At 71.2% G+C, this 12,791-nt stretch carries 10 protein-coding genes; 2 read left to right on the top strand and 8 right to left on the bottom strand.

The window, feature by feature from the left end:
- Positions 1–228 precede the first annotated feature (228 nt).
- On the bottom strand, positions 229–900 hold the full coding sequence (nucS, locus tag ACWGJB_RS26100; protein WP_453382518.1) for an endonuclease NucS: 672 nt from the start codon (positions 898–900) through the stop codon (positions 229–231).
- 329 nt (positions 901–1,229) lie between these two features.
- Here nucS and ACWGJB_RS26095 point away from each other — a divergent pair, with 329 nt between their 5' ends.
- A complete protein-coding gene (locus ACWGJB_RS26095; protein WP_351710524.1) occupies positions 1,230–1,622 on the top strand; it encodes an SCO5389 family protein in 393 nt (130 codons plus the stop codon).
- Positions 1,623–1,728: 106 nt separating this feature from the next.
- Here ACWGJB_RS26095 and ACWGJB_RS26090 read toward each other — a convergent pair whose 3' ends face one another.
- Positions 1,729–2,757 (bottom strand): LLM class flavin-dependent oxidoreductase, encoded by a 1,029-nt coding sequence (locus ACWGJB_RS26090; RefSeq protein WP_453382517.1) that lies wholly within the window; start codon positions 2,755–2,757, stop codon positions 1,729–1,731.
- Between the two features lie 223 nt (positions 2,758–2,980).
- Here ACWGJB_RS26090 and ACWGJB_RS26085 point away from each other — a divergent pair, with 223 nt between their 5' ends.
- The gene (locus tag ACWGJB_RS26085; protein WP_453382516.1) at positions 2,981–3,334 is read left to right on the top strand and encodes an ATP/GTP-binding protein; all 354 of its coding nucleotides are present in this window, start codon (positions 2,981–2,983) and stop codon (positions 3,332–3,334) included.
- A 33-nt stretch (positions 3,335–3,367) separates the two neighbouring features.
- On the opposite strand, the gene ACWGJB_RS26080 is transcribed toward ACWGJB_RS26085, so the two are convergent.
- From ACWGJB_RS26080 to scy, 6 genes are all read right to left on the bottom strand, one after another.
- A complete protein-coding gene (locus ACWGJB_RS26080) occupies positions 3,368–4,249 on the bottom strand; it encodes an ABC transporter permease (RefSeq protein WP_453382515.1) in 882 nt (293 codons plus the stop codon).
- Positions 4,246–5,487 carry an ABC transporter ATP-binding protein gene (locus tag ACWGJB_RS26075; RefSeq protein ID WP_453382514.1) on the bottom strand — a complete coding sequence of 414 codons (1,242 nt, stop codon included), beginning with the start codon at positions 5,485–5,487 and terminating at the stop codon, positions 4,246–4,248. Before ACWGJB_RS26075 ends, ACWGJB_RS26080 begins: the two co-directional genes overlap by 4 nt.
- 120 nt (positions 5,488–5,607) lie before the next feature.
- Positions 5,608–6,384: an ABC transporter permease gene (locus ACWGJB_RS26070; protein WP_453382513.1), complete on the bottom strand. Its 777-nt coding sequence runs from the start codon at positions 6,382–6,384 to the stop codon at positions 5,608–5,610.
- Positions 6,384–7,340, bottom strand: a complete 957-nt coding sequence (locus ACWGJB_RS26065; protein ID WP_453382512.1) for an ABC transporter ATP-binding protein — start codon at positions 7,338–7,340, stop codon at positions 6,384–6,386. Before ACWGJB_RS26065 ends, ACWGJB_RS26070 begins: the two co-directional genes overlap by 1 nt.
- Before the next feature lie 251 nt (positions 7,341–7,591).
- Complete coding sequence (locus tag ACWGJB_RS26060; RefSeq protein WP_089098739.1) at positions 7,592–8,527, bottom strand: coiled-coil domain-containing protein; 936 nt, start codon at positions 8,525–8,527, stop codon at positions 7,592–7,594.
- Positions 8,528–8,722: 195 nt separating this feature from the next.
- Positions 8,723–12,571, bottom strand: a complete 3,849-nt coding sequence (gene scy / locus ACWGJB_RS26055; RefSeq protein WP_453382511.1) for a polarized growth protein Scy — start codon at positions 12,569–12,571, stop codon at positions 8,723–8,725.
- Between the last annotated feature and the right edge of the window lie 220 nt (positions 12,572–12,791).

The raw sequence follows: 12,791 nt of genomic DNA, 5'->3' as shown, positions 1-12,791 counted from the left end.
TCGTGCGCGGCGGGGCGCCCCCCCCCACGCCCCCCGCCCCAGCCGCCGCCCCCCCCCCGCCCCCCCGCCAACCCCCCGTCGCGGCGGAAAAGTGGGGCGGCGGCCGCCGGTTCATGGGGCGGGCGACGGGTGAGTCGGTCGGGCATCTGGACCGGTGTGGCTTGCAGAACAACCGCGGCGCCTCCGGACCTGCGGCGCCTCCGGAACCGCGGTGGACTCAGGTTCCGCTCAGAACAAGCGCAGTTTGTCGTCCTGTACGCCCCGCAGCGCGTCGTAGTCCAGGATCGTGCAGCCGATGCCGCGGTCGGTGGCGAGGACGCGGGCCTGGGGCTTGATCTCCTGGGCCGCGAAGACGCCTCGCACGGGGGCGAGATGGGGGTCGCGGTTGAGCAGGTCCAGGTAGCGGGTGAGCTGCTCCACACCGTCGATCTCGCCCCGGCGCTTGATCTCGACGGCGACGGTCCGGCCGTCGGCGTCCCGGCACAGGATGTCCACCGGCCCGATCGCCGTCATGTACTCGCGGCGGATCAGGGTGTAGCCCTCGCCGAGCGTCTCGATACGGTCGGCCAGCAGCTCCTGCAGGTGCGCTTCCACGCCATCCTTGATCAGGCCCGGGTCCACGCCCAGCTCGTGCGAGGAGTCGTGGAGGACCTCCTCCATCGTGATGATGAGCTTCTCGCCGGCCTTGTTGATGACCGTCCAGACGCCTTCCTCGTCGCCCGCCCCCTCCTTGAGGGTGCACGGCGGCGACATCCAGTTGAGGGGCTTGTAGGCCCGGTCGTCCGCGTGGATCGAGACGCTGCCGTCCGCCTTGACCAGGATCAGACGGGGGGCCGAGGGAAGGTGGGCGGTGAGCCGGCCGGCGTAGTCGACGGAGCACCGGGCGATGACGAGACGCATGGTCGGCAACGCTACTCGACGCCCGGCCCTCCACGCGATTCGCCTGATCGCCCTCGGCCGAGGCCCTGCGGGTCGCGCCTCTTGATCCGTCCTCTCAGCAGGCTCCAGCGACCGATCCTGACGGGTCGCCTGCACACCCCTGTTCAACCCTGGCCGATTGTGTGCCTAAAGGGACCGTCGCATATACGCAATCTCCTGGTGGCGTCACCGTCCGTTGCCTACCGTAGTGAACGGGAGGTCGCTGTGTGTGTACTCAGCGTGTTCGGTATCGCGAACTCCCCATACCTGTCCGGCAACCCCTGCTGTTCGGGGGTGCGAGAGGAGAACCCATGTCGCTCGACGTCTCACCGGCCCTACTCGAACAGGCCGAGCGAGGCGAGGTCGACGAAGCAGATTTCGTCGACTGCGTCCGGACCTCCCTGCCCTATGCATGGGAGATGATCAGCTCCCTGGTGGCCCAGCTGAAGGTGGACGGCGGAGAGTTCGCCGACAACCAGACGCCCCCGCCGGACGAGCAGGCACGCGGTCAGCTGCTGCGTGCGCTCGCGAGTGACGCCATACGCGGCGCCCTGCAGCGGCACTTCGGTGTGCGGCTGGCCTTCCAGAACTGCCATCGTGTGGCGGTGTTCCCGCTGGACGTCTCGGTGGACGCGAGGCTGGCCCGCTTCACCTCGGTGCGCAGTCAGCTCCTGAACCAGTCCCCGGAGCTCCGGGACTGCTGACGCGGAGCTCCGGTACTGCTGACGCAGTGAGCCGCTTGCTTGCCGCTCCACACGCGGGAGGTGCAATAAGTCACTGGGGCGGCAAGCTCCCCGCGGAGGTGTGAGGTCACCGGAGGTGCGGCAGTACCTCGGCACCCAGCCGTCGTACGTTCTCCTCCGTGGCCGCAAGGTCCCCCGAGCCCTCGGTCAGCAGGGCGAATCGGGAGATGCCGGTCCGCTCGGAGGTCGCCGCGAGCCGGTCGGCACACAGCCGCGGGGTCCCCACCGGGTGCAGTCCGCAGAGCAGTTCGGTGTAGGCGAGCGGATCGCGCATCGAGCGGAACCGGCCGTCCACCGTCACATGGGCCTCCAGGCCCTGCTTCAGCCAGCCCGGCATCGCCTTCGTCAGCGTCTCCACGGCGTCGGTGCGCCGGTCGGCGATCTGGCAGACGCCGGCCGAGACATGGGCCGCGCCGAGGATCTCCTCGGCGGGCCGTCCGGCCGCCCGCGCGTGCTGCCGCCACAGCGCGACCATCTCGGCCTTCTCCTCGTCCCCGACATGCATTCCGAGCAGCATCGCCAGACCCTGCTCGGCGGCCAGCCGGACGCTCGCCGGCGAGGTGCACGCGACCACCACCTCCGGCCCCGGCGCCTCCGTCAGCGCCTCCGACGGGCGCGGCACGACCGGGACTTCACGGAACGAGAAGCGCGGCCCGGAGGCCGACACGGCCGGTTCGCGCAGCCAGCGCATCAGCAGTTCGAGTGATTCCGGGAAGCCGCGTTCGTAGGCGTCGAGGCCGCTCCCGAACACCTCCAGATCCACCCAGGGCCCGCCCCGGCCCACGCCGAGTGTGAAGCGACCGCCGCTCGTCACATGCAGCAGCGCGGCCTGTTCGCCGAGTGCCACCGGGTGGACCGTCGGCAGTACGCTCACGGCCGTACCGACCTGGAGACGCCTGGTGCGGCCCAGCAGTAAAGCCGCCAGCGTGACCGCGGACGGGCAGGTGCCGTACGGCACGAAGTGGTGTTCGGCCAGCCAGACCGCGTCCAGACCGGCCTCCTCGGCCACCTCCGCCGTGCGCACCGCCCGGTGCAGCGCCTCCCCCTGGCCCTGGCCCGGGAACTGGGCGGCCAGCACAAAACTACCTACGCGCATCGTTTCTTCCTGCTTTCCTGGCTCCTACCCGGAGCTCCCCCACCGGGCATAACCGTCTGACACGTGCCGAGGACACGGCCTGGCGAAGAGATTTGCGGATTGTCTGGAGAATGGGTCGCCCTGGAGGGGGACTTGTACGGGTTGGTGCCCTACGCGTACCCCCGTGCGCGCGTCGTAGGCTGGACACAGCCCTTGCTTCCTGTATAGCCCCGAGAGGTGTTCCGTGTCCCCGCGTCGCAACCGACCCCAGGGCCCGAATGGAGCCTCCTCCTCCGGACAGAGCTCCGGCCGGAGCGCCGAGGACGACCGCGCGGACCGTTACGGTGGCTGGCAGTCCAGCGAGAGCTGGCAGGGCGAGGAGTGGAGCGTGCGGCATGTGGCGGGTGCCAGCGCACTCGGCAAGACGTACCGCTGCCCGGGCTGTGACCAGCTGATCCCCTCCGGTGTCCCGCACGTGGTGGCGTGGCCGGAGCACTCGGGCGTCGACGAGCGCCGGCACTGGCACAAGGCCTGCTGGAACGCGAAGGACCGCCGCACCACGCGGGTGCAGCGGTCCCGGAACGCGCCGAAGTTCTAGGCCGGAGGCTCTACCGGAGGCTCTGGAGGGACGTCACACGTCCCGCTTCTCCAGGAGCAGGTAGGCGCCGCCGAACGCGACGGCCGTCACGAGCAGGATGATCCACAGCGGGTCCCAGCCCGAAGGGCCGGAGTCGCTGAGGGAGTTGGAGTAGAAGACGCTCAGCTGGTTCGGGATCGAGTACTCGAACAGGGCCGTGCGCACCTTCTCCAGCGACTGCGAGAACATGAACAGCGCGATCACCAGCGGGGCGAGCACCGCGCCGATCATGATGGTGATCGCGCCCGCCGAGTGCCGGATGATCGAACCGATGATCAGCGAGAGCAGCCCGAGCAGCGCGATGTAGAGGCTGACGCCGACGGTGCCCTTCAGCCATTCCCCGCCGGTCGGCGTCCGGGCGACGTCGTTCAGCATCGACACCTGGGTCATGGCCACGAACGCGCTGGCCGCGAGGGTGACCACGAACGCGACCGCGAAGAAGACGATCGCCTTGGCCGCGAGCACGCGCGCGCGGGAGGGGCAGGCGACCATCGTCGTACGGATCATTCCGGTGCCGTACTCGGAGGCCGTGGTCAGCACGCCCAGCGTGATGATGCACATGCTGCCGAGCAGCAGCCCGAAGAAGCCGAGCGACAGCGCGTTCTCGCCGGACAGGTCGTCGGACGAGGAGGAACTGCTGACGACCGAGGCGGTGAGGAGGCCGATGCCGACGACGAGCAGGACGAAGACGCCGAGCGTCCAGATCGTCGAACGCACCGAGCGGATCTTCGTCCACTCGGAGGTGACGGCGTGCCCGAGGTGGGTGCGCACCACCGGGATCGGCGAGGTGTAACCGGGGTACGGACCGCCGGGCGCCGCCTGCCGGTCGGACGCGGCCGGGGCTGCCTGCGGCATCGGGGGCTGGTGGGTGCTCATCGGGCGTCCTCGGGCTTGGTCAGGTCGGCGGGGGCGGAAGCGGGAGCGGGCGCGGGCGCGGGAGCCTGCTGTGACGATTCAGCGGGCACCGGCGCCGGGGCGGCGTAGGGGTTGGGAGGGGCCTGAGGTGCCCCGTAAGGGGCCTGCGGGGCGCCGTACGCGCCTGCGGGCACCCCCTGCGCGCCGTAGGGCCCTGCGAACGGCTGGCCGCCCTGCTGGGGCGGCGGCGGGGCGTACCAGCCCGGCTGGCCCTGCCCGGGCACCGGCATCGGCGGCTGCGCGCCGGGCGGCAGCGGCTGCTGGAGGCCGGCCTTCTGGTCGATGCTGGACCGGTAGTCGACGGCGCCCTGCGTCATCCGCATGTACGCCTCCTCCAGGGAGGCCTGGTGCGGGGAGAGCTCCCACAGCCGTACGTCCGCCTCGTGCGCGAGGTCGCTGATCTGCGGCAGCGGCAGGCCGGTCACCCGGAGCGCCCCGTCCTGCTCGGGCATGACATGGCCACCGGCCTCGGTCAGCGCCGAGCTGAGCTTCTCGCGCAGCTGCGGGTCGCTGTCCGGGGTGCGCACCCGCGCGAAGTCGGCGGAGTTGGCCGAAATGAAGTCCGTCACACTCATGTCGGCGAGCAGCTGGCCCCGCCCGATGACGATGAGGTGGTCGGCGGTCAGCGCCATCTCGCTCATCAGATGGGAGGAGACGAAGACCGTGCGGCCCTCGGCGGCGAGCGACTTCATCAGGTTGCGCACCCAGAGGATGCCCTCCGGGTCGAGGCCGTTGACCGGCTCGTCGAAGAGCAGCACCTGCGGGTCGCCGAGCAGCGCGGCGGCGATGCCGAGGCGCTGGCCCATGCCGAGCGAGAAGCCCTTGGAACGCTTGCCGGCCACGTCCTGGAGGCCGACCACCCCGAGCACCTCGTCGACCCGGCGGGCCGGGATGGCGGACAGCTGGGCCAGGGAGAGCAGGTGGTTGCGGGCGGACCGGCCGCCGTGCACCGCCTTGGCGTCGAGCAGTGCGCCGACCTGGCGGGCGGCGTTGGGCAGCCGGCGGTAGGGGTAGCCGCCGATCGTCACCGCGCCCGCGGTCGGGTTGTCCAGACCCAGGATCATCCGCATGGTCGTCGACTTGCCCGAGCCGTTGGGCCCGAGGAAGCCGGTGACGGCGCCGGGCCGCACCTGGAAGGAAAGGTTGTAGACGGCGGTCTTGTCGCCGTAGCGCTTGGTCAGGCCGACAGCCTCGATCATGCTCCGCACCCATCGAAAGGATCAGGACAGCAGGGCAGACGCCCCCGTAAGGGTTAGGAGGATATCCGGGCGCTGACGGTTCCCATCAAGAGCTGGCAAAGCCGGTCCGTATCGGTCCGGTCACTGGGCATCCCGTTTCTTCAGCAGGACATACCCGCCGGCGAGCACGGCGACCACCCACAGCCCCATGATCCCGAGCCCGCCCCAGGGCCCGTACGGGACGTCGTCGCCGACCCTCGGCACCACCTGCATGATGTGGCCGCCCGCCTGGTCCGGCAGGAACCGGCCGATCTTCTTGGTCGCGTCGACGTTGCCGAGGATGTTGGAGATCAGGAAGAAGAACGGCATCAGGATGCCGAGCGACAGCATCGGCGAGCGCAGCATCGTGGCCACACCCATGGAGAACATCGCGATGAGGGCCATGTAGAGCCCGCCGCCGATGACCGCGCGCAGCACCCCGGTGTCGCCGAGGTACGCCCGGTGGGAGCCGAGCATGGCCTGCCCGAGGAAGAACGCGGCGAAGCTGGTCACCATGCCGACGACCAGCGCCAGGCCCGTCGCCACCGCGATCTTGCTGAAGAGGAAGGTGGCGCGCTGCGGTACGGCGGCCAGCGAGGTGCGGATCATGCCGGTGCTGTACTCGTTCGACACCACCAGCACCCCGAACACGATCATCGCGAGCTGCCCCAGCGTCAGCCCGGCGAAGCTGATGTTCGTCGGGTCGAAGGAGAGCCGTTCCCGGGCGGGCATGTTGCCGAACTGGCTGTTCGCCAGCGCGGAGAGCAGCATCCCGAGCGCCACGCTGACGACCACGGCCAGCGACAGGGTCCACACGGTCGAGGAGACCGACCGGATCTTGGTCCACTCGGACCGTACGACCTGCGTGACGACCGCCATCACGCCCCCTTGTCCCAGCCGGAACCCCAGGCCTGCGGCACCGGGGCCGAGTCGGCGTGCGCGTGGTACTCCACGGACTCCGCCGTCAACTGCATGAACGCCTCTTCCAGCGAGGCCTGCTGGATGCTCAGCTCGTGCAGCACGATCCCGTGCTGCGCGGCCAGCTCCCCGACCGGCTCGGACTTCCCGCCCTCCACCTCCAGCGCCCCGGTCCCCGTCTCCACGACGGTGATCCCGGCCCCGTGCAGCACGTCGAGCAGCCGCTCGCGCTGGGGGGAACGGATCCGGACGTACGACCGCGAGTTCGTCCGGATGAAGTCCGCCATGGAGGTGTCGGCGAGCAGCCGCCCCTGCCCGATGACGACGAGGTGATCGGCGGTCAGCGCCATCTCGCTCATCAGGTGCGAGGAGACGAACACGGTCCGGCCCTGGGCGGCCAGCGATTTCATCAGATTCCGGATCCAGTGGATCCCTTCCGGGTCGAGTCCGTTCACCGGCTCGTCGAACATCAGGATCCGTGGATCCCCGAGCAGCGCCCCGGCGATCCCGAGCCGCTGCCCCATGCCCAGCGAGAACCCCTTGGCCTTCTTGCGTGCCACCGCCGTGAGTCCGACGGTGTCAAGGACCTCGGCCACTTTGGCCTGCGGAATCCCGTTGCTCTGCGCGAGGCACAGCAGATGGTTGAAGGCACTGCGCCCGCCATGCACGGCCTTGGCGTCGAGCAGCGCCCCCATGTACGTCAGCGGGTCCTTGAGCTGCTCGTACCGCTTGCCGTCGATCCGCACCTGGCCGGCCGTGGGGTGGTCGAGCCCGAGGATCATCCGCATGGTGGTGGACTTCCCGGCGCCGTTGGGCCCGAGGAAGCCGGTCACGATGCCGGGCCGCACGGCGAAGGTGAGGTCGTCGACCGCGGTCTTGTCGCCGTAACGCTTGGTCAGGCCCGCCAGCTCGATCATGCGGTCACGCTAAGACCGGCCCACGGGGGCTGCCACCGGAGGGGGCCGGGGGAGCGCCGTCGTCGGGTGCGGCGCCGTGGGGGCTGGTCGCGCAGTTCCCCGCGCCCCTGAAGGGGCGTCAGGTGCGGCGCCCAGGAAAGGGGCGCGGGAACTGCGCGAGCAACCACATCCCACCCGCACTCGCACGACAAAGGCCCGCACCCCCCGAAGGGAATGCGGGTCTTTGAACGTCGGTCGTTACCAGTCCGCGCTTACCGGGACTGCTGGGCCGGAACCCCACGGGAGATCGGCTCGTCCTCCGCCGGAGAGCTCGCGGCGGCGACCGCCGCACCCGTCAGCGTGGCCAGCATCTCGCGGACGTTGGTCAGCTGGGCGTTGATGCTGTCGCGGCGGTTGGTCAGCGCGGCCAGCTCACGCTCGGATTCCGAGCGGATCCGGTCGGCCTTGGCGTTCGCGTCCGCGACGATGTCCTCGGCCTGACGCTGAGCCGTCTCGACGGTCTGACGCGCCCGGCGCTCGGCGTCGGTGCGCAGCTTCTCCGCCTCGAGGCGCAGCTGCTCCGCGCGGTGCTCGATCTCGGCGAGGCGCTTCTCGGCCTTCTGCTGACGCGAGGCCAGGTCACGCTCGGACTGCTCACGCCGCTTGGCGAGGTTCGTCTCGAAGTCGGCGGCGGCCTGCGCGGCCTTCGCACGGGTCTCCTCGAAGAGCGCGTCCGCTTCCTCACGCTTGGACTGCGCGTCCTTCTGGGCCTCGGAGCGCAGCTGCGACGCGTCGCTCTTGGCCTTCTCGACGATCCGGACGCCCTCGTCCTCGGCCTTCGCCTTGCGCTCCGCAGCGAACGATTCTGCGTCGTTGCGCACCTGCTGGGCCGCCGACTCGGCGAGCTCACGGTGCTGCTCGGCCGCCCGGCGGGCCTCCTCGCGCAGGTCCTTCGCCTCCTCCTCGGCGAGGCGAAGGATCTTCTCGACACGCGCGCCGAGGCCGGCGTACGACGGCTCTGCGTCGGTGACCTGGGCCTGGGCGTTCTGCGTCTCGAGGTGGAGCTCCTCGATGCGCTTTTCCAGAGCGGTGATGCGGGCGAGAGCGCTGTCACGGTCGGAGACGAGCTTGGAGATGCGTTCGTCCACCTGAGCGCGGTCGTACCCACGCCGCACAAGCTCGAAGCCGTAGGGGGAAGTGTCGCTCATGGGGTTCCTGTCGAGTGAGACCGGTGAGGTGATAGGTGGAATCCTAGGGGCCGAAGCGGTGTGTCATCGAGCGGATACGTGTTTGATCTGGAGAATGACACCCCTTTTGGGTGGCTAGCTGTGAGATCGCTTGCCAAAGCCTCTGTCAAATGTTCGGTCAAAAGCCCCAGAAGACTACAGAACCGACACTGTTCTCTAACCTTCTGACGACTTGCCACCCGATCGAGGGGCGCCCACCGTGCTGCCCGCCTTGACTCCGCCGTCCTTGTTGGACGACGGGGTCTCGAAGGATTCCAACGCCTCCAGAACGTCCTGGACACGGGAGATCTCGCCGTTGATGTTCTCGCGGCGGCGCTCCAGGATCTCCAGCTCGCGCTTGCCGGCGTCGACCGTGGCCCGGGCCTCGCGGATCGCCTCGGCCTTGAGCTCCTCGGCCTCCCGGACGAGCGTGGCCTTCTTCTGCTCGGCCTCCTTGAGCAGCCCCTCGGCCTTCTTGACCGCGGCGATCCGGACCTTGCCCGCCTCGGAGCTGGCCTCCGAGACCAGGTCCTTGGCCTTGGCCTGGGCCTTGGCGAGCTGCTCCTCGGCGGCCTTGATGAGCGCGTCGCAGCGGTCGCCGGTGGACTTCATGGTCTCGGCGGCCTCGCGGCGGGCGCGCTCGTGCAGATCCTCGATCTCGCTGGTGATGCGGTCGCGCAGCTCCTCCGCCCGCTCCCTTATGGCGGTGGCGTCCCGGCGGGCGCCGACGAGCAGCTCGTCCGCGTCCGTGCGGGCCTTCTCCACCAGCGAGTTGCCCTCGACCGTGGCCTCGGACACCAGCCGGTCGGCCTCCTTGCGGGACGCGCCCACCATGCTGTCGGCCTGCGCCTCGGCGTCCGCGGTGGTCTGGTGGGCCTGCTGCTGCGCCTCGGTGAGCAGCTTGTCGGCCTCGGCGGCCGTCTCGTTGATGAGGGTGTCGACCTGCTCGGCCACGTCCTGACGTCGCTTGTTGGCGTCCTTGCGGGCCTCGTCGAGCGTCCGCTCGGCCTCCTCGCGGGCGGAGTTGAGCATGCGCTCGACCGCCGCCTCCGCGTCGGCCTTGAGCCGCTCCGCGTCGTTTCGGGTCCGCTCGGCGTGCAGCTGGGCGGAACCGACCGTCTCGGCGGCCTCGGCCCGCAGCCGCTCCGCGTCCCCGGAGGCGTCCGCGATCAGCTTCTCCGCCTTGGCGATGGCGTCCGCGCGGACGCGGTCGGCCTCGGTGATGGTCTCGTTCTGCAGCCGCTCGGCCTCGTTGCGTGCCTCGGTGATGAGGGTGTCCGCCTGGGTCGCCGCGTCCGAGCGCAGGCGGTTGGCGTCCTCACGGGCCTCGGCACGGGTGCGCGTGGCGTCCTGCTCGGCCTGCGCGGTGGTGTCGGAGGCCTCGGTGCGCACCTGCTGGGCGTGCGCCGCCGCCTCCGAACGCAGCCGCTCCGACTCCGTCATGGCGTCGGTCACGGTCCGCTCGGCCAGCGCCTTCGCCGCCTCGGACGCCTCGGCGGCCTCACGGCGGATCCGGGCCGCGTCCTCACTGGCCCGCTCCCGTTCGGCGTAGGCGTCCGCGCGGACCCGGTCCGACTCCTCCTCGGCCTCCCGGCGCGTGCGGTCCGCGACATGCTCGGCGGCCGAACGCAGCCCGGCGATCTCGTCCTGCGCCTGCTCGTGCAGCCCGGAGACCGAGTCCCGTACCTGCTGGGCGTGGAGCTCGGCGGCCGACACCATCTCGGTGGCCCGCCGGTCCGCCTCCTCGACCAGTCGTACGGCTTCGGCCTGCGCCTCCTCGACCCGGTTGCGCGCCTGAGCCAGCAGGTCCTCGCTCTGCTCGCGGGCCCGCTCGCGCTCCTGGTCGGCCTCCTGGCGGGCGGAACCGAGCAGCTCCTCGGCCTCCCGGCGCCGCCGGGTGGCCTCCTCCTGGGCGGCCGCCAGCGTCTCGGACGCCTCGGTGGACAGCCGTTCGGCCGCCGCCTGCGCCTCGGCGCGGACCCGGTCGGCGGTGTCCTGGGCCTCCTGCTTGAGCCGCTCCGCCTCGGCCGCGGCCTCGGACCGCAGCCGTACGGCGATGGACTCGCCCTCCGCGCGGGAGGCGGACGCGTCGGCGGCGGCCTCGTCGCGCAGCCGCTGCGCCTCGGTCTCGGCCTGCTGCTGCAGCGTGCGGATGCGTTCGGCGGCCTCGGAGCGCAGCCGGTCGGTCTCCTCGCCGGCCTCCCGGCGGATCCGGCCTGCCTCCTCACGGGCCTCGGTGAGCGACTGCTCGGCGTTCGCGAACCGCTCCTCGGCCTCGGTGTGCAGCCGGGTCAGCTCCTCGGCGGCCTCCGCGCGCCGGGCCTCGACGCCCCGCTCGGTCTCCTCGCGCAGCTCGCGCGCGGCCCGCTCGGCGTCCTCCTTGAGAGCCTCGGACTGCTCCAGGACCTCGGTGCGGTGCCGGTCGGCCTCCTGGCGGGTGCGCTCCAGGGTCTCCTCGGCCTGCCGGCGCAGCGTGGTCGCGCGCTCGATGGCCTCGGTGCGGACCTTCTCGCTGTCCGTGGTGGCGGTCTGCCGCAGCTCGTCCGCGTCGGCCTTGGCCTTGGCGAGCAGCTCCTCGGCGGACCTGGCCCCCTCCTCGATCTGCTGTACGGCCTCGCGCCGGGCCTCGGCGCGGATCGACTCGCCCTCGGCGACCGCCTCGGAACGCAGCTGCTCGGCCTCGCCGCGCAGCCGGCGGGCCTCCTCCTGCAGCTCGACCGTCTTGGCGCGGTACTCCTTGGTGTCGTCCTTCGCCGTGCCCTTGAGCTGCTCGGCGATGTCGTGCGCCTCGGCGCGCAGCCGGTCCGCCTCGGTCTCCGCCTCGGTGCGGATCCGCTCGGCCTCCTCGGCGGCGGCCTTGGTGGTGTTCCTGGCCTCCTCGGCCGCCCTGTTCAGGACGTCCTCGGCGGTCTTGGCGGCCTTGGACAGCTGGGAGGCGCTCTCCTCGGCGGTCAGGGTGCGGGCCTTCTCGGAGGCCTCCGCGATGATCTTCTCGGCCTCGGCCCTGGCGTCCGCGACGACCTGCTCGGCGCTCGCCTTGGTGGCCTCGGCGTCCTTGGTGGCCTCGCTGACCAGCCGGGCGACCTGCTCTTTTGCCGTACGGGTGCGCTGCTCGTTGGTGGCCTCGGCGCTGGAGAGGGCCTTCGTGGCGTTCGCCTCGGCCTCGGTGACCAGCTTCTCGGCCTCGGACTGCGCCTTGCGCAGCGCCTCCTCGGCCTCCGCCATCCGCTGCTCGGCGGCCCGGCTCAGCTCACTGGCCTGCCGGCGGGCCGTGTCCGACTCCGTCGCGGTGGAGCTGCGCAGCTGCTCCGCGTGGTCGGTGGCCTCCTGGGCCTGCGTGGACGCGGCGTTCAGCAGCCGCTCGGCGTCCCGGCGGGCGCGCAGCAGCAGCTGCTCGGCCTCCCCGCGGGCCGCCTCGGCGTCGCTGGTGACCCGCTGCCGGGCCTCGGTGGCCAGCCGCTCGGCCTCGGCGCGGGCGGCGGCCATGGCCTGCTCGGCCTCGGCCCGCGACTCGTCGAGCAGCCGCCGGGCCTGGGACTCGGTCCGGGCCCGCAGCTGCTCGGCCCACGCCACGTTCTCGTTGACGTGCGACTCGACGGTCTGCCGGCGCTCGGCCAGCTCCTGGTCCAGCTGCTGGCGGCGGGTCACCGCCTCCTGGTGCAGCTCGGCCTGGAGCCGGGCGGCCTGCTCGGCATGCTCCTGGAGGATGCGCTGGGTCTGCGCCCGGGCCTCCGCGGCCACCCGCTCCGCCTCCTGGCGGATCTGGTCGGCCTGCACCTGGGCGTTCCGTAGCAGCTGCTCGGCGTGGTAGCCGATGTCACCGCCGTCGAACGCGGGCCGGGACATGATGGTGCGGCGCGCCTCGTGCAACTTGGCGCGCAGCACCTCGACCTGGTAGCCGAGGTCCTCGGCATGCTGGATCGCCTTTTCCCGCTCGGTCTTCAGCCGTTTCATCTCGGCCTCGAACCGAGAGAGGTGGTCGACGTCAGCCGCCGGCTCTCGCTCCTGGCTCTCGTAGCCCCGCACTGCGCGGTCCCATCCGTCCCCTGGTCGCAACCTTCTCCGAACGAGCTCCGTCCATCCGCCGAACGGGGCCCCCGGGGAATGGTGTCAGATCAACGGCGGAGCACGGGCTGCTGCCCCGACGCTCGTCCCCCGAAACCCGGACCCCGGCATGCGGCCGCCCCGGCCCTGCGAACGTGCGAAGGGACGACCGGCCCCAACCCTACCGGCCCATATGTACGAG

Source organism: Streptomyces sp. NPDC054813, from assembly GCF_053611365.1.
Note: the sequence above shows the minus strand (reverse complement) of the source record. Positions and strands in the feature narration are given on the sequence as shown.

What these genes read in the sequence shown, in the direction of transcription:
- ACWGJB_RS26090 (WP_453382517.1), bottom strand. Translation starts at nt 2,757, where the DNA reads ATGCGCGTAGGTAGTTTTGTGCTGGCCGCCCAGTTCCCGGGCCAGGGC.
- ACWGJB_RS26065 (WP_453382512.1), bottom strand. Translation starts at nt 7,340, where the DNA reads ATGATCGAGCTGGCGGGCCTGACCAAGCGTTACGGCGACAAGACCGCG.
- ACWGJB_RS26070 (WP_453382513.1), bottom strand. Translation starts at nt 6,384, where the DNA reads ATGGCGGTCGTCACGCAGGTCGTACGGTCCGAGTGGACCAAGATCCGG.
- ACWGJB_RS26080 (WP_453382515.1), bottom strand. Translation starts at nt 4,249, where the DNA reads ATGAGCACCCACCAGCCCCCGATGCCGCAGGCAGCCCCGGCCGCGTCC.
- ACWGJB_RS26095 (WP_351710524.1), top strand. Translation starts at nt 1,230, where the DNA reads ATGTCGCTCGACGTCTCACCGGCCCTACTCGAACAGGCCGAGCGAGGC.
- ACWGJB_RS26060 (WP_089098739.1), bottom strand. Translation starts at nt 8,527, where the DNA reads ATGAGCGACACTTCCCCCTACGGCTTCGAGCTTGTGCGGCGTGGGTAC.
- ACWGJB_RS26075 (WP_453382514.1), bottom strand. Translation starts at nt 5,487, where the DNA reads ATGATCGAGGCTGTCGGCCTGACCAAGCGCTACGGCGACAAGACCGCC.
- nucS (WP_453382518.1), bottom strand. Translation starts at nt 900, where the DNA reads ATGCGTCTCGTCATCGCCCGGTGCTCCGTCGACTACGCCGGCCGGCTC.